The organism is Acidihalobacter sp. (genome assembly GCF_037381185.1).
Lineage (GTDB): Bacteria > Pseudomonadota > Gammaproteobacteria > DSM-5130 > Acidihalobacteraceae > Acidihalobacter_A.
Map to the genome: position 1 here is coordinate 16947 of NZ_JARRQY010000001.1, position 18150 is coordinate 35096.

The window sequence follows — 18150 nt, forward strand, 5'->3', positions numbered from 1 at the left end:
GACACGATCAAGCCCTTCGTGCTGGCATCCGTGTCCAAGGGCGATTTCATGTCCAAGGTGCAGGACGTCGAAGCTGCGTTGAAGGCGGCTGGTTTCCAACTCCTGGGCACTTATGGTCCGGACATGAGCAAGTACCATCCCTATCAGGCGGCGACGGTGCTGGTGGTGACCAACCCTGCGCTGCAGGCGGCGGCCGCCAAGACGCCGCGCGGCGGTTACGGGGCGGTGCTGTCGGTGTCCGTGACGCAGATGAATGGGCAGGTCCAGGTTGCTTACATGTCGACGAGCCGATGGAGCTCAACAGCTTCGGTTCCCACGCCCAGGCCGTGGCGGCAGTCAAGAAGGCGCTCGAAGCGGGCAAGGACGGCACCAAATTCGTCTATCAGTTGGACGTACCGGGTACTGACCAGACCGTATTCGGCGTGGGCCTGGACAGCCAGAGCGACGGCAACGCCAACGACGCTTATCTGATGTCGGTGGTCGACTTCGGGGATCTGAAGCAGACCGCCTATCTACCCTATCAGATTCTGGTCAAGGGCAAGCAGGTCGAAGCACTCAACCTGCGTTTCCGTATGGCGGTGTTCTTCCCCGGTCTGTCGATGATGGGCAAGCATTCGTTCATGACGCTGATGTCGGCGCCGGATGCGATCAAGAACACGCTGACCAAGGTCGCCGGCGGTTCCCAGTCCGGGTCGTCCTTCTACTGAGCAGTCCTCAATCAACGAGGCCGCATATGCATTGACCCCGGCGTGCCGGGGTTTTTTTGGTGCGGCGCATTCGAGAGAATGCCGAAAGCCTATCTCAAGATACCGTGTGAACCATTTCCCTCGCTGCCAGCGACCGGTGCGGGTGACAAGGCGTAGGTCCCCGCCCGCTTTGACGTCCGGCGTTCACCGGAATGCCCCAGACCACGTTTCTCGCCCCCCGTTGCGTCGGCAGCAGTCGTCGAAGTAACCGGGTATCTTGAGAAGGGTTCTGTTTATGCCTGCAGGAGTTTTTTATGAAATCAATAAAAGTCACGAATCTGGGTGAAATACGCAACGAGTTGAACAAGTATAAGCGCGGCAAGAAGTTCGATATTCATCAGTTCAATCAGGTGGCGCGCTTGGCCTGGCTCGGCAAGATCGTGATGCATCCGCTGGATCGCGAAGACCCCGAGTGCAAGGCTTTCATGCTGTACTGTGATTTTCCGGAAGACTTTCAGAATCATTTCCTCGATGTCGATCAGGATCTCGTCGGCCAGATGCATATCGTCGACGGCGAGCAGGCCGAAGCGCTGACGCGGATACTGCGTCAGGGAATGGAGGAACGCGCCGCGCTGTATCAGGACCTGCGTCAGCGCGATTTCTACTTCGACCGGTTTTACCGTTCCGGCGACAAGCGTTCAGGGAAGGCGGCTGAGGACGAGCCGGCCGGGAGCGAATGAGCGGAAGTCGTTGCAGGACGCCGCGGGCGCGTGATGGCGATCGCCGGAGGCAGCAACGCGGTTTGTGCTTGAGATGAGTTCCAAGGCCCCGTCTCTGCGCCTGCTGAACCTCGGACGCGTTCCGCCGCTGCAGTTGCATGCGGCGTACACGGGGCTTGCCGAGGCATTGTCCGCGGACGAACGGGCAGGATGGTTGCTGCTGGCGCGTAGCGCTCGGGGGCACATCGCACTCGGTGCGAGTCAGTATGCCGATGCCGAACTCGACCTTGCAGCCTGTCACGCGGCTGGCGTACCGGTGATCCAGCGACGCCTGGGCGGGGGTACGGTGTGGGTCGACGACGCTCAGCTGTGCGTGTTCTTCATCCTGCCAGCCGCCGTCAGCGGCACACGCGAGGATTTCTTCGCGGACTGCCTCGATGTACTGTGCGAAACGTTTGGACGTCTGGGCCTGGAGGTCGAGCGGGTCGGGCAACAGGATATCTGGAGTCGCGGTGCGAAGTTGCTGGGCAGCGGCGGGGCGGCCATCGGTGCGGCACAGGTGTTCGGAGCCAGCTTGTTGGAGCGTTTCGACGCAGGGCGGTTTATGGCCTGTGTCGCCGCGCCGAGCCCTGGCTTCCGGAGTTGGCTGAGTGAGCTGCTGGAACGCGGCATGACGGATCTGTCGCGGCTAGGTATCCGGGCCACTGAGCCGGAATTGGTCGAAGCGCTGAGTTCGTCCTGCCGGAGACGTTGGACGATCGTGGATGGTAGCTTCGACGACGCGGCGAGGAGGGCCGTGGCCGAGGCTGCCAAGGAACTGGGCGAGCCGCTGGAAACCGGAGGGCGTCGGTTGGTGCGTGCCGGCATCAAAATCAATCGGCACAGCTATCTGCTGGAGGACGCCGCTGCGCCGTGGCTGCGTCTGGTTTGGCGCGACGGCGTTGTCGAACGTGCGGCGGCGCAGGATGCCGGAGCGGAACAGGCGCTGCAGCTTTGTGTCGGCGAGTCGTTGCGCGAAGGGCTGGTGTCGCGGGCCGGTATACGGTCCGGAATGTCCAAGGCGGCAGCTGCTGAGTTGGAATCCCGGGTGCTGGAGTTGTGCCGCGACGCGGGGCGTTGAAACTCCAAGGACTATTTGACGACGGAGAGATGGACAGATGGCGGCACCTACCGTGGCCGAGCGCATGAAGCGCAAGTACGTGTTGATGACGACGGATCAGGACATGATCGGTCTCTTGCAGGCCGTGACGCCTCCTGAGTGGACGCAGGTGGTGTGCACGGATTTCGAGGAACTGGGCGAGTGGGGCGATGTATTGTTGTACCGCTTCATGCTGCTCGATCTGGACGAATGGGAGGTGTTCGATCCACTGGACGTGATCCGTGCGCTGCGCATGCAGTACCAGATCAATACGCCGGCGTTCTGTTTCGGCGGAGACGAGGATATCCAGGACGAGATGCGCCTGGCGCGCGCGGATCGCTTCTTCGGCCGGGATGAAATGGTCGAGAAGTTGCCGGAGTTTCTGCGGCAGTACGACTGGGGGGGATGATGAATACCGCCGCGCGACCCGTTGGGGCCGCGCGGTAGTATTCGGGCGTCAGCCGATCCAGGGCCTCGCCGTCGACAGTGAACACGCTCTTGGCGGTGCCGACGCCATCGAGCAGCGCCTGCAGGCGGAATTCCTTGTTTACCGCACGGCGGTAGACGTTCGGATCCCGATTGACGTTGTACTGGAGGTTGTTCAGTTTGACCAGTTTCACCATGTTCATCATGCCTCCCGCGGTGGATGGGGTATGACCGAGCATATTAGTTGGTTATGATATAAGCAGAAAATGATAGCACGTTTGTAGCGGATTCCAGCCATATATGTCTACCGAACACAGCGAATCAATGCCGTCTGCGCAGCGCCTGGCCGAGGAACTCTCCGCTTTCGACGATCGAATCGCGATCTTGGAGAGTGAGGTGCGCGCCGGTGCCGGTGAGACCGGGCTGCCCGGTCTGGTCGATGAGACGATCGGGATCGTCAACGGCCTGCTGTGCGCCTACGCGACTCATGCCGGTAAGCCGATGCCGGTCAGCGACGACCCGCTCCAGGTCTTCAAGGTCTTCGTCAAGGGTGATCCCAGTCTGAACGCGATCCGCGATAACGTGCGCGAGCTGGTCTATTACCGTAACTGTCTGGCGGAGGGGCGTGCCGACGCACTGCCGACGAATCCCGCGCTGATGACCGCGCACACGGCGCGACACATCTATCTCTATCTGCGCACGCGCTGCGCTCAGGAACAGCGCCTGCCGTGAGCGGAGTGCCCGCAGAGGCGCCCGCTCGTAGCCACTACATACCGAGGAGGATCGAGTCCATGTCCAACCCGATGCGCGGCGTCGAGCACGACGTCATCCAGCGCCCGGGCGCGTCCAAGGCGCCTTTCTACCTGCCTCAGAAGGACGAGGTGGCGATCTTCCGTGCGGCCTGGTCCAAGCGCCTGCCGGTCATGCTCAAGGGCCCGACGGGCTGCGGCAAGACGCGCTTTCTGGAGTACATGGCCAGCCAGCTGCACCAGCCGCTGGTGACCGTGTCCTGTCATGAGGATCTTACCAGTTCCGATCTGGTCGGGCGTTTCCTGCTGCAGGGCGACGAAACCGTCTGGCAGGACGGACCGCTGACCCGCGCGGCCAAGGAGGGAGCGATCTGCTACCTCGATGAAGTGGTCGAGGCGCGCACCGACACCACCGTGGTCATCCATCCGCTGACCGACCATCGCCGCCAGCTGCCGCTGGACAAGAAGAGCCAGATGGTCGATGCGCATCCCGACTTCATGCTGGTGATCTCCTACAACCCCGGTTACCAGACCGTGCTGAAGGACTTGAAACCGTCAACTAAGCAGCGCTTCATCGGCATCAATTTCGATTATCCGGACGAGGATCTCGAGCGCAGGATCGTGGCCGGCGAATCGGGCTGTCAGAGACCGGAACTGGTCGAGAAGCTGGTTGCTGCGGGGCGCCGCGCGCGCGGACTCAAGGACCACGGCCTGGAAGAGGCCACTTCGACCCGTGCGCTGTGCTACGCCGCCGAACTCATGAATGCAGGCCTGGCGCCGGTGTCGGCCGCACGCGCAGCCATGGTCTATCCGCTGACCGACGATCCGGCGCTGGTCGAAGCGCTGGAGGAAATCATCGAGGCGCATTTCGGCAACGCCGCCTGAAGCCCCGGTTCCGCTCCATGGCTAACGGCGAAAACGAGGCGCTGGTCGAGATCGAAGAGGTGCTGCAGCACCTGGAGGCGATCAGTTTCGTGGCCCAGCGCGATGCGCGCGAGGCGCTGCCCGCGCTGGACGGCGAGGACGCGCAGACCCGGCTGCTCTGGCTGCAGGCCGCGCGCGACCTGTTCTTCCACGATCGCGAGGCCGGCAAGGCCTTCATGCGGGCGACGCCCGAGCTGTACGCCCGGTGGCCCGACGTGCGCCGCTGGACGGCGCAGGCCTTGGTCTTCACGCGCTGGGTGAACTCCTGGCGCGCGCTGGAGGGTTTTCTCGAACAGGCCGGCGAGGTCTACGCCCAACACGGTGGCGCCGCCGAGCAGGCTTGGTACGACATAGGTATGCGCTGGTGCGAGCGCAGCGTCGAGGACGCCCGTGCGTATTTCGGTACGGATTACGCCAAGCTCTCCGATGGTGAGGGCATCGCCGGCATCGAAGCGCTGATGGCGCCTGCAGAGATGCTCGCCAAGGAAGCGCGGCTGACGCTGGAGACCTATCTGCCCGGCGCCCTGATCGCGCGCAGCGTGGTCGGCACGCCGGGGTTGGGGCCCTGGGCGCGGCGCGGGGTCGACCTCATGCAGACCGGCCGTTCGCGTGGCGAGGCCTACTTCCGGCTGGAGAACGCCGAAGGCGTGCGCCATCTGCTGGACGAGCTGCCGGGCTATCGGCCGCGCCGCCACAGCCGTTTCCTGCAGCTGCTGCTGCTCGCCTGGTTCGACGAGGAGATTCCGCTGGCCGACAGCGACTGGCGCCCCGGGCGCGGCCGGCCGGCGATGGAGTGCGACGGGCGCACCATTTTCATGCCCGCAGTGCTCGATGACCGCGACGAAGCGGTGGTCGCCGCGCTGCATACCGCCGGCCATCTGCGCTACGACACCTACGCGTCCCGCGAGATCGAGGCGCTGTTCGTCGTCAGCGACACCGAACACCCGTCGCTGGACGAGGACCAGCGCATCACCTGGCGTCCCCTCTTCGCGCCCTATGCCGAGCGCATGTTCCGTTTCCAGGTGCTGTTCGATCTGTGCGAGGACCTGCGCGTGGATGCGCGCCTGTGCGCAGACGTGCCCGGCTACGCCACGCGCCTGCGGCGCCTGCTCGCGCGCGCCGAAACGCCCGAAGGTGAGCCGGGTATCTTCTTCAGCTTCGCCCGTGAACAGTACGAGCGGCTGCTGCGCGGAGATGCGCTGGACTCCAGGCTGCAGGGATTGCTTGCCGGCGAAGCGCGGTTGCTCGATGCCTTCCAGGCAGGGCAGGCGCTGTTCGCGGACGAAGGCTTTCCGGATATCGCCATCGAGGCCCGCAGCGAGGCCTATCTGCCGGGACACGGGCTCAATACCGGGCATGCGGTCTATCCGCGCCGCACCTATGCCGAGATTCACGACGCGCCGCATGCCGATGCCTACGCCGAGCATCGCCAGACCAAGGAAAAGCAGCAGGGCGAGACGCCGCCGCAGACGCCCGAGCAGCGTCAGAACGATCCGGATTCCGACATCAACGTGCCGCCCGAGAACACCAGCGGCAGCGGCGGGCGCGTGGGCGTGGGCATTCCCATGCCGACCAAGGACGTGCACACGCGCGGCGCCAGCCGCGAGGCCGGCGAGGGCGTGCTTCCCTATCCGGAATGGGACTACCGCGAGCAGCGCTATCTGCACGAGTGGGCCAAGGTCATCGAACGCCCGGTTACCGACGGCAAACCCAAGCGCGCCGCCAACATTCTCGAGGATCATGCCGGCGCGCTGAAGCGCCTGCGTGCCGCGCTGGAACTGCAACGCCCCTCGCGCATGGCGCCGCTGCGCCGCCAGCCCGAGGGCGACGAACTCGACATCGAAGCGACAATCGGCTACGTGGTGGACAAGCGCGCCGGCCTGTCGCCGGAGGGGCGGATCTACCGCCGCCGTGCCGTGCAGCAACGTGATACCGCGGTGCTGTTGCTGGCCGACATGTCGACTTCGATCATGGCGCGCCATCCCAGTGGCGAGGGCAAGGTGATCGACCGCATCCGCTCCGGGCTGATCCTGTTCTCCGAGGCGCTGTCCAGCCTCGGTGACGCCTACGCGATCTGCGGCTTCGCCTCCAAGTATCATGACAACGTGAACTACTACGTGCTCAAGGACTTCGCGGAGGCGGGCGGCGCCGAGATCAACGCGCGCATCGCCGGCGTGTCCGGGCGACTGGCGAGCCGCATGGGCGCCGCCATCCGCCATTCGATCAAGCGCTTCGACGAGGTCGACGCGCGCCATCGCCTGCTGCTGCTGCTCAGCGACGGCCGTCCGGCTGACTATGACGACGGCGGCGATCCGCGCTATCTCAACGAAGACACGCGCATGGCGATGAAGGAGGCGGCGGATGCCGGTGTGCATCCCTTCTGCATCACGCTCGATCCGCGTGGCGGGCAGTATCTGCCGACGATATTCGGCCCCGGCCACTACACCGTGCTCGACCGCGTCGACGAACTTCCGGCGCGGCTGCCGGAAATCTACCTGAGGCTGCGCCGATGAGCGGCGCCGTGCTCATCGGCGCTTCGCGCTACCGGCGCCACAGCTATGGTAACAACCATCCGCTGGACATCCCGCGGGTGTCGCTGACCGTCGACCTGATCCGTGCCTACGGTGCGCTTGAGGACGGCGAGTACCTGAGTTCGCGCCGCGCCACGGCGGCCGAACTCGAATGGTTTCACACCCGCGAGTACGTCAGCGCCATGCAGCGCTGCGAAGCACTGGGTAAGGTGACCGACCGCTATCGTCAGCGCCATAATATCGGCAATCTGGAAAACCCCTGGTTCCACGATTTCTTCTCTACCCCGGCCACCGCCACCGGCGGCAGCATCCAGGCCGCTGAGCAGGTGTTGGAAGGGCGGGCGGCGTTCAGCCCGGCGGGCGGTATGCATCACGCCATGCCCGACCGGGCGCAGGGTTTCTGCTTTTTCAACGACACCGCACTGGCGGTGATGCGCTTGCGCCGTGAGGGTCTGCGCGTGCTCTATGTCGACATCGACGCCCATCACGGCGATGGAGTCGAGGTGGCGCTGCGCGACGATCCCGAGGCCTTCACGCTGTCGCTGCACATGGACGCCGAATACGCGTATCCCTTCGAGGGCGGTGGCAGCGAGAACCGCGGCCCGCACGACACGGCATTCAATCTGCCGTTGCCGCGCGGGACCAACGACACCGAATACCGCCATGCTTTCGCCCGGGTGTGGCCGGCGGTGCTGGAGGCGGTGCAGCCGGAGGCGATCGTGCTGCAGGCGGGCACCGATCCGATCATGCCCGACCCGCTGGGCAAGTTCAGGCTTTCCACCCAGCTGTTCCTGGAGATCGTGGCGCGCGTTCTGGCCGACGCTCCGCGCCATGCCGACGGCACGCCGCGCGTGGCGATTACAGGAGGCGGCGGTTATCACCCGCTGGTGCTGGCACGCTGCTGGACCGGCGTTTGGGGTTTGCTCAGTGACCGCGATCTGGCCGAGGAGATTCCGCCCGAGGGTCAGCGCCTGCTGGGCGAAGTGCGTTGGGGAGCGGACGAGTACGACGATGACGAGGAAGAGGAAATCGAACGCGCCGGTACGCCCTATGGCGAGCTGCTCACCCATCGCATCGACCGGCCGCAGGAAGGGGATGTCCGCGCCGACATCGATGAGCGGGTGGATGGATTGCTGGATGGGCATCCGCGGTTGCGGAGGGGGATGGTTGCTGCTTTCGCTGGTGAGGGTGCGAGGTGAGTGGCGGTTGGCGTTTTGGGGATGGGCTCGGGTGTGAGCCTAGGTCTGCGGTCCTGGTCGGTTGTGGTGAATTGAGTTCACGTATTCATCCGCGCTTGGAGTTCTTTTCGGGCGCGAATCGGCGGACGGTATTTTTGATTGACCCCGGTGACGCGCCCGAGCCGATTTCTTTGAGTGCGCAAAGAAACCGGCGAAAGAAACGCACCCCCGAGATCGCTTGTCCCTACGGGCAACCTCGCGAACGCACGCCTGAACGGGGCTCGCAGCCATTCGCCGTCCGGGCGAAAGGCTGCTTGGCCGGCATCCCTGCCGGCCATCCCCGCCCAGACGCACGTTCGCGAGGCAAGCGATCAGGGGGGATCGAACGTCAAAACCCGGTTTCCGTAGGTTGGGGTGAGTGCAACGCACCCCAACACGAACTGCACCGCCCGCGTTGGGGTGTGCTTCGCTTACCCCAACCTACCCCCTCGATACGCGAATGCGCAGCTCACAGGTTTGAGGTACGTTCTGTTTTAACTCCCCGGTTCCCGTCAGGGCCAAGGCCTTTCGGTCGCTTTTTTCGCCTCTTCCTTTGCGCGGTCATAGAAAGGTGCTCGGGCGCGTCACCGCGATTGAACGAAGTCGCTCCCTTCGAATCGCGCACGAAATATACTCCCGGGCTGTCCAACTATCTTATGACGGCGCCAAGCCTGTCGAACTGGCGACCTACGCCTATGTTCCCCCTGGATATCCATTTCTAACGCATCGCCCAATCGCCAAAGGATCCCCCACACCGTGACCGCCGAAACCGCCAACGCCCTGATCCCCGGCTACGCCAACGCCAAGGCCACCCAGGCCTATGCCGAATCGCAGCAGGCGGCCGGGCACGCCGCCGCGGGCCACTACAGCGAATTCCTGCGCGCCCGCATGCGCCTGTCCAGCCTGGGCGTGGGCACCTTCGGCGGTGCGGCCACGCCCGAGGTCGATGCACAGATTTCGGCGGTGGTCACGCGCGCACTGCTCGAAGGCATCAACGTCGTCGATACCGCGGCGCACTACCGCTACGGCCGCTCGCTGGCCGCCGTCGGGGCCGGGGTGCGTACCGCGGTGGCGCAGGGCGTGCCGCGCGAGGCGATGTTCCTGATCTCCAAGGGCGGTTTTCTCACCCTGCGAGGCGGGCAGCCGGCGGACATGCAGGCGTGGTTCGAGCGTGAGATCGTCGCTCAGGGCCTGGGTACGAAGGAGGATCTGGCCAAGGGCGCGCATCTGCTCACCCCGGCTTATATAGACTACCAGTTGGAGCTGTCGCGCCGCCTGATGGGCGTGGAAACGCTGGATGCGTTCCTCATCGACCAGCCGGAGGTGCATATTCCCGTCATCGGCAAGGAGATGACCAACCGCCGCCTGACCGCGGTATTCGAGGTGCTGGAGCGCGCCGTGCGCGAGAAGCGTCTGCGCAGCTACGGTATCAGTACCTTCGAGGGTCTGCGGGTGGAGACGGACAATCCCATGTTCCAGTCCATCACTTCGATGATCGGACTGGCCGAGCGCGCCGCGCAGGAAGCGGGCGGCGACGAGCACGCCCGCCATCACTTCAAGATCGTGATGATGCCCTTCAATCAGGTCATGCCGGAGGCATTCACCCGCTTCAACACGGCCACGGGGCAGGGCAACGTCGCCTCGCCGATTCAGGCGGCGCACCAGCTCGAGGTCTACACCATGGCCAGCCATACGATGCTCAAGGGGCATCTAGCGCAGCAGTCGCTGGACGGCATCGCGCAGGCGATGCCCTGCCTCGCCAACCCGGCGCAGCGCGCCATGCAGTTCAATCGCTCCACGCCTGGACTGGGCACTTCGCTGGTCGGCATCAGCACGCCCGAACACCTTGACGACCTGCTGACCGTGGCGCGCATTCCGCCGATGGAGCGCAAAATCTATCTGGCCATGTATCAGAAGGCCTGAGGACAACCCGAATCTCGCAAGCGACGTGCGGCGGGGGACACGACCGCGCGTGCGGAACCGAATCACCTGGAGACGATATGCAGGCTGATCTCAAACCGCTGGAATTCAATGCCGTACGCAGGCTGTTGGAGCGCCTGACCTCCACGCCCTACGGAGCCGATGCGGCCCGCGCGCTGGAACCGGCGCCGAGCCTCGAGGTTGCACGGCAGATGCAGGACGCGGTGAGCGCCGCCCGTGCCTTTTTCGAGGCGCAGCAGCGTTTGTCGCTGGGCGCGCTGCCGGACGTGCGTGCCGCACTACGCCAGGCCGCGACGGTGGGGGCGTCCCTGTCCGGCCAGGCGCTATTCAACCTGCAGCAGGTGATGCAGGGCTGCACGCAACTGCACGCGGAGCTGCAAGGCTTTTCCGGGGTGTATCCCGGTGAACTGGACGAGCTGCTGCCCCCGCCGGCTATAGTCGAACGCCTGGCGCGGACCCTGGTCGGCGCCGGCAGTCTGCGCGACGACGCCAACCTGGAACTCGCAGAGCTGTTTGCCGAACGCAAGACACTGCGTGAGGAGGCCGAGCGCGTGGTCGAGCGGCGCATGGCCGGCGCGGACGTCCGCGGTCTGTTCGAGGATGGCAAGCAGCTTGCCTGGCATCACGAGCGGGCCGTGCTGACCCTGCGCGCGGGAGATGCCGAACGCGTCAAGGGCGTGCGCCGCGACTCGCGTATGGGCGGGCGCGACGTATTGGTCGAGCCGATGGAAGCGGTGGCGGTCAACAATCGCCTGGAGGCGCTGAACGGCCGCATCGGCACCGAGCAGCAGCGCCTGTTCCGCGACATCACGGCCACGGTGCGCGGGCATCTGGGTGCGCTGGAGCGCATGATTTCCGCGCTGACCTGGATCGACCTGGCGTTGGCCGCCGGGCGTCTGAGCCGATCGACGAACGCGCATGCGCCGCGTCTGACCGATGCGCCCGAAATCGAGCTGTGCGAGGCCTATCATCCGCTGTTGCTGGTGCAGTTCGCCGACGGCTCCGGGCCGCAGCCGGTGCCGCTGTCGCTGCGCCTGGATGTGCAGGACCGGCTGCTGGTCATCACCGGCCCCAACACGGGCGGCAAGACCGTGGCACTGAAGACGCTGGGCCTGCTGGCGGTGATGGCGCATTGCGGCCTGCATATCCCGGCCGAGCGCGACTGTACGGTCGGCAGCTATGCGCGCCTGATCGTCGACGTGGGCGACCACCAGAGTCTTTATCACCAACTGTCGACCTTCGCCGGCCACGTCGAGGTGCTCAAGCGGGTGCTGGGCGAAGCCGATGGACAAAGCCTGGTGCTGCTCGACGAACTCGGCACGGGCACCGATCCGGAGGAGGGGGCGGCGCTGGCCATGGCGGTGCTGGACGAACTGGGCGCGCGCGGGGTGCAGGGCGTGGTCAACACGCATCTGGCGCCGTTGAAGGAATACGCCGCGGATCGTCCCGGTCTGCGCAACGCCTCGATGCGTTTCGATGCCGAGACGCTGCGCCCCACTTACGAGCTGTGCATCGGGGTGCCGGGAGAATCGCTGGGGCTGATCATCGCCGAGCAGAATGGCCTGCCGGGAGATCTGATCGTCGGCGCCCGGACGCATCTGCGACGTATCGCCGCCGAGGATGCGGATGGGTGAGCGGGCTCAGATGCGGCCGGTTTCGGCCAGCCAGTCGTAGCAGTCCTTGATCATGGCCGGCAGCGAGGCGGAACGGTAGCCCAGTTCCTGCTCGGACAGGCGCTGCGCGTCGAAGAACGATTCGGGCACTTCCTGCAGCAGGAACACGACATCGGAGGTCAGTTCGGGTTCCTTGTGGGTAAAGCGGGCGATGAATTCCTGGGCATTGGCCATCAGCGCGAACAGCGGTTTTGGCACCGCCCTGATCTTCACGTCCATGCCCATGCAGCGTGCCGCCTCCTGAAAGAAGTCCCGCCACGAAGCGTAGGGGCCGGCCAGCATGTAGCGTTCGCCGCAGCGGCCTTTTTCGTAGGCGCTCAGATGGGCCCTGGCGACGTCGTCGGCGTGGCAGAAGGCGATCTTGCCCGGCATGGCGATGCGCAGCCGGTCGTATTTGATCATCCTGAAGATGCGCGCGTAGTTGTTGTAGTCGTATTTGCCGACGACGATGATCGGGCGCGTGATGACGGCGTCGAGGCCGCGTTCGACGCCCTTGAGCACTTCCAGTTCGGACAGGCGTTTGGTACGGATGTAGCCCTGCTTGATGTTCTTGGCCGTGGCTTCATCGACCTCGCCGTAGAGCATCACGGCGCCGGTGGAGGTGAAGATGAAGCGCCCGACCCGTTTTTCCAGCGCGGCCTCGACGAGGTTGCGGGTGGCGAGCACGTTGTCCTTCCACTGCTCGTCGGCATGGGCCGACCAGTGCGAAACGTTGCCGGCGGGGTGGAAGATGGCGTCGACGCCTTCGGGGATCGCGTTGCGCACCGATTCCAGGGAATGCAGATCCACCGGCTGGAACGCGACGTCGCAGCCGTCGAGTCGCGAGAGGTCGGAGGACGGTCGATGCAGCACGGTGATCGACCAGCCGGCCTGCTGCAATACGTCGACGAGATTGCGGCCGACGCAACCCGTGGCTCCGGTGACATAGGCGTGTTTCACGGCGAGTTCCCCCAGTGAGATCTTCACCTCAGTCCGATGTCCTGTCTGTTCAGGCCGAGGCGTTCCAAGACTTCGAGCGCGCCCGTGCTGACGAAACGGCCTGTCCTGGCGCTATATTCGACCATTTCGAACAGGTTGCGCCAGTATTCCAGCGGAATCCGTCCCTCGCGGATCAGCCGGGAGAACTCGACCTCGAACGAGTTGAAGCCGAAGTTCGCCACCTCGCTGATGGCGATGACGGGGATGAAGGCGTTGTTGGTGAGCAGCGGGTTGCCGTGTCCGCGGCGCAGCAGGCCGAGTTCTTCGACCATGGCGATGATGTCTGCCTCCGTCGGATCCCAGGCGACCAGCGGCATCAGTACGCGCGGCTTCCCGTGCTGCGGCCAGCGTGTACGGTCGAACCAATGGCGCATGTCACCGGGCGTGAAATGTTCCTCCAGGACCAGACCCTGGCGTGCGACCAGCGGGTTGCGTTCGTCCTCTTCGCTGAACTCGGCCCTGACGCCACCAAAAATGTTGGCGACCTGGGTGCGGCCCAGGCCGCAGACGACCAGCGGCACTTCCAGCTTGGCCGCCAGATTGCGGGCGCTGTCGAAGGTGAGCTGTCCGTCCATCATGTCGACGATGCTGTAGCCCTGTTGCCGGGGAATTTCGCGAAAGGCCAGGCCGAAAAGCCTGTTTACGAAAGCCGGATCGGGCTTGAAGGCGATGAAGTCGATGTCGAAGTGCGCGATGGCGCTGGCGGCGTTTTTCAACGCGATCGGGCTCATGAAGCCGTTGTCGACCAGCAGGGCCAGCATGCGCAGGCCCGGGTAGTCCTGCTGCAGGCGGTGCAGCAGATAGCAGCTATCCTTGCCGCCGCTGAACAGGAACACGGCATCGTAGTCGGATCCGCTGCCCTGCGCTGCCGACAGTGTGGCGTGCACCTCGGCCGCGAGGCGTTCGTCCGGGCCGTGGTCGGCGGTGGCGTGGGTGTCGCGCTGCAGGCAGGCGTTGCAGATTCCGTCCGCGTTCAGCGGGGCGTATGCCGAGGGGGCGGCACAGATGCGACAGCGCGGTTTCAGATGAGAGCGGGCGACAGGACGCAGCAGCGGCCAGAGACGGCGGGCGATGAAGTCGAAGGCGCGGACTTCGCGCAAGAACTGGGCTTGCTCCAATGCTTTCTCCCGCTGGCTATGCGCTACGTGGGTCGGGTGGCAATGCTGCCTCTTCAGGAGGTCACCGCTTCCTTTGCGAAGTCCTTGACGCCTAGAATTGCGAGGATCTGCGTCTGCGCCGCCTGTAGGATTCTGTGCTGCTCCTCTTCTTGGGAGATGCTTTTGGCGATGGCCACCGCGCCGACCAGGGCGGCGAGGATGGCGCGGGATTTCTCGCCAATGGTCTCGCTGTCGGCGCTGAAGGGCAGTTTCTTGAGGCGGCTGAGCGCGGTGAGGCGGGTCTCGAGGATTTTTTTCATGCGCTCGTAGGCTTCCTCGTATAGCCGCTTGACCTCGGTGTGCTCGCTGCCGATTTCGTTGAATAGAATGGCCTCGGGGCCGGGGCCGTTCCTATCCTTGAGTTCACACAGATTCAGATAGTCGGTGACCAGCGAGGTCAGGTGCTTGACGGAAAACGGTCCCTTGGCCAGACGTGCGACGCGGCTGCGGCGCAGGGTTTCGTGCAGGGATTCGTTGTACAGCGCTTCCTTGGATTCGAAATAGGCGTAGAACGCGCCGTGGGTCATGCGGGCCAGTTTCATGATCTGACCGATGGAGACCTTGTCGAAGCCGTAGCGGCAGAACAGTTCGGTCGCGCATTGGATGATGCGCTCCTTGGTGCGGTATCGATGTTCCTTGGGATAGGGCATTGCGCTTCCCCGGTCGAGAATATGATCTTGAACATATATTAGGCCGGTATAAGGTTTTCTTCATGTTATCTGAGCATGGAGGAAGTATGGATTCTCCCGTCGTGATTACCGGCATGGGCATTGTCAGCCCTCTGGGCTGCGGGGTCGAGGCGGTATGGCAACGGCTTCTGGAAGGTCGCTCGGGCATCCGCGGCATCGACCGATTCGATCTCGAGGACTTTCCCGTGCGCATCGCCGGTCTGGTGCCCGACCGCGAGCAGGATGTGGAAGCTGGCCTAAATCCGCAGGACGTGATAGAGCACAAGGAACTCAAGAAGCTGGGCTTGTTCACGTTCTACGCGCTCGCCGCTGCGCAGCAGGCCGTGGAGCAGTCCGGATGGCAGCCGCGTACGGAAGCCGAGCAGCGCGCGACGGCGACCATCGTCGCCACCGGTATCGGCGGTTTTCCAACCATCACGCAGGCGCACACGACGCTGTTGGACAAGGGCTGGAAGCGGGTATCGCCGTTCGTGGTGCCGGCGTTCCTCGCCAATCTGGCGGCCGGCAACATATCCATTCGCTACGGTTTCAAGGGGCCATTAGGCTGCCCGGTCACGGCCTGCGCAGCCGGTGTGCAGGCTATCGGCGACGGCCTGCGCATGATTCGCAGCGGTGAGGCCGAGGTTGCCCTGGTCGGTGGCGCCGAAGCCTGCATCGATCCACTGTCGCTGGCCGGCTTCCATGCGATGAAGGCGTTGTCGACGCGCAACGATGCGCCGCAGCAGGCCTCGCGTCCCTTCGACCGCGAACGCGACGGTTTCGTCATGGGCGAAGGCGCGGGGTTGATGGTGATCGAGACCCTGGAGCATGCACGCGCCCGCGGCGCCGAGCCGCTGGCCGTGGTCAGCGGCTATGGCACCAGCGCCGATGCCTACCATATCGCCGCCGGTGCGGAAGACGGTTCGGGCGCCGCCGCAGCAATGCGTGGAGCGCTGAGGATGGCGGGGTTGGAACCTGCCGATATCGGCTATGTCAATGCGCATGCGACCTCCACGCCGGTCGGCGACCGCGGGGAAATTGCTGCGCTGAGAAGCGTATTCGGCGAGCGTCTGGCGGACGTGCCGATTTCCTCCACCAAGTCCGCTACCGGCCATCTGCTCGGCGCGGCGGGCGGTATCGAAAGCATCTTTTCGGCCTTGGCGGTTAAGGAAGGCAGGCTGCCGCCGACGTTGAACCTGGACAGCCAGGACGAAACCATGGCGGATCTGGATCTCGTGCCCAAGCGGAGCCGGAGTCAGAGCGTGCAGCACGCACTTTGCAACGGTTTCGGTTTCGGCGGTGTCAACGCCTCGTTGATCCTCAGCAGGATATAGCTCGTCACCTAACGTGGTGTATTTGGATGTCTGCCAGGGGACTTTGGCGGAGTTTTGCGGACTCGTCCATGTCTCTGTCAGGGTAGTCCCGGGACCCTGGGGGTGGCTGTTGATCCCGTCATACGGGATTTGGCGTTAAATTTCGGCGAATATGCCGAATCGGCCAATTATCGGTCCGCTGGACGATGATATTTTTGTGTCGACATATTAGTATCTGTCGTTTCGCGCCGCCGTTGGCGGCAACACAAAATATATAAAGTGGCGCCGCCCTCCCGCGGGCGTCGCCGCGTAATCGTCTGTCGGAGAAGACCGCTGTGGAATTGACCGGTGCCGAGATCTTTGTGCGTTGCCTCAAGGAGGAGGGGGTCGACATCCTCTTCGGATACCCTGGCGGCGCCGTCCTGCATATCTACGATGCGTTGTACAGGCAGGAAGATGTCAGCCACGTACTGGTGCGCCACGAACAGGCGGCGGTACACGCGGCCGAGGGCCTTGCCAAGTCGACCGGAAGGGTCGGCGCGGCGCTGGTGACCTCCGGTCCCGGTGCGACCAACGCGATCACCGGCATCGCCGATGCGTACATGGATTCCGTGCCGCTGGTGGTATTCACCGGACAGGTACATACGAATCTGATCGGTAACGACGCCTTCCAGGAAACCGATTCGGTCGGCATCACGCGGCCGATCGTGAAGCACAATTTTCTGGTCAAGGACGTCGCTGATCTGGCCGAGACCATCAAGAAGGCGTTTTACATCGCCTCCAGCGGCAGGCCCGGGCCGGTGGTGGTGGATTTGCCCAAGGACGTCACCGCGGCGAAAGCGAACTTCAAGTATCCGAAGTCGATCCGGCTGCGCTCCTACAAACCGACCATCAAGGGACATCCCGGCCAGGTCAAGCGCGCGCTGGAGATGATCCTCAAGGCCGAGAAGCCGATCATCTATGCCGGCGGAGGCGTGGTGCTCGGCGGTGCGGCGGAAGAACTGACCACCTTCGCCCGCGAACTCGGCTATCCGATCACCAATACCCTGATGGGGCTGGGCGGCTATCCCGCGAGCGACAGTCAGTCGCTCGGTATGCTCGGCATGCACGGCACCTACGAGGCCAACATGGCCATGCACCACGCCGACGTGGTGATCGCCATCGGTGCGCGCTTCGACGACCGGGTCACCGGCAACGTCGAGAAGTTCTGTCCCAACGCCAAGATCGTGCACATGGACGTCGACCCGGCGTCGATTTCCAAGACGGTCAAGGTCGACGTGCCTATCGTCGGCCAGGTCAAGGAGATTCTCGCCGATCTGATAGCCGCGCTGCGCGACTCTGGCAAGCAGCCCAAGGAGGCCGCGCTGAAGTCGTGGTGGAAGCAGATCGAGGAATGGCGCTCGATGGATTGCCTGAAATACGACCGCGACAGCGAGCTGATCAAGCCGCAGTACGTGATCGAGCGCCTGCACGCCCTGACCAAGGGCGACGCCTACGTCACCTCCGACGTCGGTCAGCACCAGATGTGGGCCGCGCAGTACTACAAGTTCGACAAGCCGAACCGCTGGATCAATTCCGGAGGGCTGGGCACCATGGGCGTGGGTTTGCCGTTCGCCATGGGCGTGCAGATGGCGCATCCGGAAGCGACCGTGGCCTGCGTGACCGGCGAGGGCAGCATCCAGATGTGTATCCAGGAGCTGGCCACCTGTCTGCAATACGGCCTGCCGCTCAAGATCGTCCTGCTCAACAACCGCTACCTCGGCATGGTGCGCCAGTGGCAGGAGTTCTTCTATCAGGGGCGTTATGCGATGTCCTATATGGATGCGCTGCCTGATTTCGTCAAGCTGGCCGAGGCCTACGGCCACGTCGGCATGCGCATCGAACGCCCGCAGGATGTCGACGGGGCGCTCAAGGAGGCGCTGGCGATGAACGACCGCCTGGTGTTCATGGATTTCATCACGGACGATACCGAGAACGTCTACCCGATGATTCCGGCCGGTGCCGGCCAGAACGAAATGATCCTGGTCTGA

Annotated in this window: 15 protein-coding genes; 12 read left to right on the top strand and 3 right to left on the bottom strand. The window is 64.2% G+C overall.

Annotated elements, in window-relative coordinates; all coding sequences use genetic code 11:
* Positions 1–290 precede the first annotated feature (290 nt).
* The 10 genes from P8014_RS00075 (at position 291) to P8014_RS00120 (ending at position 11965) form a co-directional block, all read left to right on the top strand.
* Entirely contained in the window at positions 291–707 is a 417-nt protein-coding gene (locus tag P8014_RS00075; RefSeq protein WP_337815261.1) for a hypothetical protein, read from the top strand.
* 293 nt (positions 708–1000) lie between these two features.
* Positions 1001–1426 carry a hypothetical protein gene (locus tag P8014_RS00080; RefSeq protein WP_337815262.1) on the top strand — a complete coding sequence of 142 codons (426 nt, stop codon included), beginning with the start codon at positions 1001–1003 and terminating at the stop codon, positions 1424–1426.
* A 73-nt stretch (positions 1427–1499) separates the two neighbouring features.
* On the top strand, positions 1500–2525 hold the full coding sequence (locus tag P8014_RS00085; RefSeq protein ID WP_337815263.1) for a biotin--protein ligase: 1026 nt from the start codon (positions 1500–1502) through the stop codon (positions 2523–2525).
* Between the two features lie 37 nt (positions 2526–2562).
* Positions 2563–2952, top strand: a complete 390-nt coding sequence (locus P8014_RS00090) for a hypothetical protein (protein ID WP_337815264.1) — start codon at positions 2563–2565, stop codon at positions 2950–2952.
* 317 nt (positions 2953–3269) lie between these two features.
* Positions 3270–3701, top strand: coding sequence for a hypothetical protein (locus tag P8014_RS00095; protein ID WP_337815265.1), 432 nt, complete (start codon positions 3270–3272; stop codon positions 3699–3701).
* Positions 3702–3751: 50 nt separating this feature from the next.
* Positions 3752–4603 carry a CbbQ/NirQ/NorQ/GpvN family protein gene (locus P8014_RS00100; protein WP_337815372.1) on the top strand — a complete coding sequence of 284 codons (852 nt, stop codon included), beginning with the start codon at positions 3752–3754 and terminating at the stop codon, positions 4601–4603.
* A 17-nt stretch (positions 4604–4620) separates the two neighbouring features.
* Entirely contained in the window at positions 4621–7155 is a 2535-nt protein-coding gene (locus P8014_RS00105) for a VWA domain-containing protein (RefSeq protein WP_337815266.1), read from the top strand.
* Positions 7152–8372: an acetoin utilization protein AcuC gene (locus tag P8014_RS00110; protein WP_337815267.1), complete on the top strand. Its 1221-nt coding sequence runs from the start codon at positions 7152–7154 to the stop codon at positions 8370–8372. The genes P8014_RS00105 and P8014_RS00110 overlap by 4 nt, the downstream gene beginning before the upstream one ends.
* Before the next feature lie 774 nt (positions 8373–9146).
* Positions 9147–10313: an aldo/keto reductase gene (locus tag P8014_RS00115; RefSeq protein ID WP_337815268.1), complete on the top strand. Its 1167-nt coding sequence runs from the start codon at positions 9147–9149 to the stop codon at positions 10311–10313.
* Positions 10314–10390: 77 nt separating this feature from the next.
* Positions 10391–11965, top strand: a complete 1575-nt coding sequence (locus P8014_RS00120) for a DNA mismatch repair protein MutS (RefSeq protein WP_337815269.1) — start codon at positions 10391–10393, stop codon at positions 11963–11965.
* Between the two features lie 6 nt (positions 11966–11971).
* Here P8014_RS00120 and P8014_RS00125 read toward each other — a convergent pair whose 3' ends face one another.
* The 3 genes from P8014_RS00125 to P8014_RS00135 are packed head-to-tail and all read right to left on the bottom strand — an operon-like array spanning position 11972 to position 14789.
* Positions 11972–12970 (bottom strand): NAD-dependent epimerase/dehydratase family protein, encoded by a 999-nt coding sequence (locus tag P8014_RS00125; protein WP_337815270.1) that lies wholly within the window; start codon positions 12968–12970, stop codon positions 11972–11974.
* Complete coding sequence (locus tag P8014_RS00130; RefSeq protein ID WP_337815271.1) at positions 12967–14100, bottom strand: hypothetical protein; 1134 nt, start codon at positions 14098–14100, stop codon at positions 12967–12969. Before P8014_RS00130 ends, P8014_RS00125 begins: the two co-directional genes overlap by 4 nt.
* Positions 14101–14153: 53 nt before the next feature.
* Positions 14154–14789: a TetR/AcrR family transcriptional regulator gene (locus tag P8014_RS00135; protein WP_337815272.1), complete on the bottom strand. Its 636-nt coding sequence runs from the start codon at positions 14787–14789 to the stop codon at positions 14154–14156.
* An 86-nt stretch (positions 14790–14875) separates the two neighbouring features.
* On the opposite strand from P8014_RS00135, the gene fabF reads away from it, so the two are divergent.
* Positions 14876–16141 carry a beta-ketoacyl-ACP synthase II gene (fabF, locus tag P8014_RS00140; protein WP_337815273.1) on the top strand — a complete coding sequence of 422 codons (1266 nt, stop codon included), beginning with the start codon at positions 14876–14878 and terminating at the stop codon, positions 16139–16141.
* Positions 16142–16437: 296 nt separating this feature from the next.
* The gene (locus P8014_RS00145; RefSeq protein WP_337815373.1) at positions 16438–18150 is read left to right on the top strand and encodes an acetolactate synthase 3 large subunit; all 1713 of its coding nucleotides are present in this window, start codon (positions 16438–16440) and stop codon (positions 18148–18150) included.

Coding starts and splice junctions, on each gene's coding strand:
- P8014_RS00075 (WP_337815261.1), top strand. CDS start 291: ATGGAGCTCAACAGCTTCGGTTCCCACGCCCAGGCCGTGGCGGCAGTC.
- P8014_RS00080 (WP_337815262.1), top strand. CDS start 1,001: ATGAAATCAATAAAAGTCACGAATCTGGGTGAAATACGCAACGAGTTG.
- P8014_RS00085 (WP_337815263.1), top strand. CDS start 1,500: ATGAGTTCCAAGGCCCCGTCTCTGCGCCTGCTGAACCTCGGACGCGTT.
- P8014_RS00090 (WP_337815264.1), top strand. CDS start 2,563: ATGGCGGCACCTACCGTGGCCGAGCGCATGAAGCGCAAGTACGTGTTG.
- P8014_RS00095 (WP_337815265.1), top strand. CDS start 3,270: ATGTCTACCGAACACAGCGAATCAATGCCGTCTGCGCAGCGCCTGGCC.
- P8014_RS00105 (WP_337815266.1), top strand. CDS start 4,621: ATGGCTAACGGCGAAAACGAGGCGCTGGTCGAGATCGAAGAGGTGCTG.
- P8014_RS00110 (WP_337815267.1), top strand. CDS start 7,152: ATGAGCGGCGCCGTGCTCATCGGCGCTTCGCGCTACCGGCGCCACAGC.
- P8014_RS00120 (WP_337815269.1), top strand. CDS start 10,391: ATGCAGGCTGATCTCAAACCGCTGGAATTCAATGCCGTACGCAGGCTG.
- P8014_RS00135 (WP_337815272.1), bottom strand. CDS start 14,789: ATGCCCTATCCCAAGGAACATCGATACCGCACCAAGGAGCGCATCATC.
- fabF (WP_337815273.1), top strand. CDS start 14,876: ATGGATTCTCCCGTCGTGATTACCGGCATGGGCATTGTCAGCCCTCTG.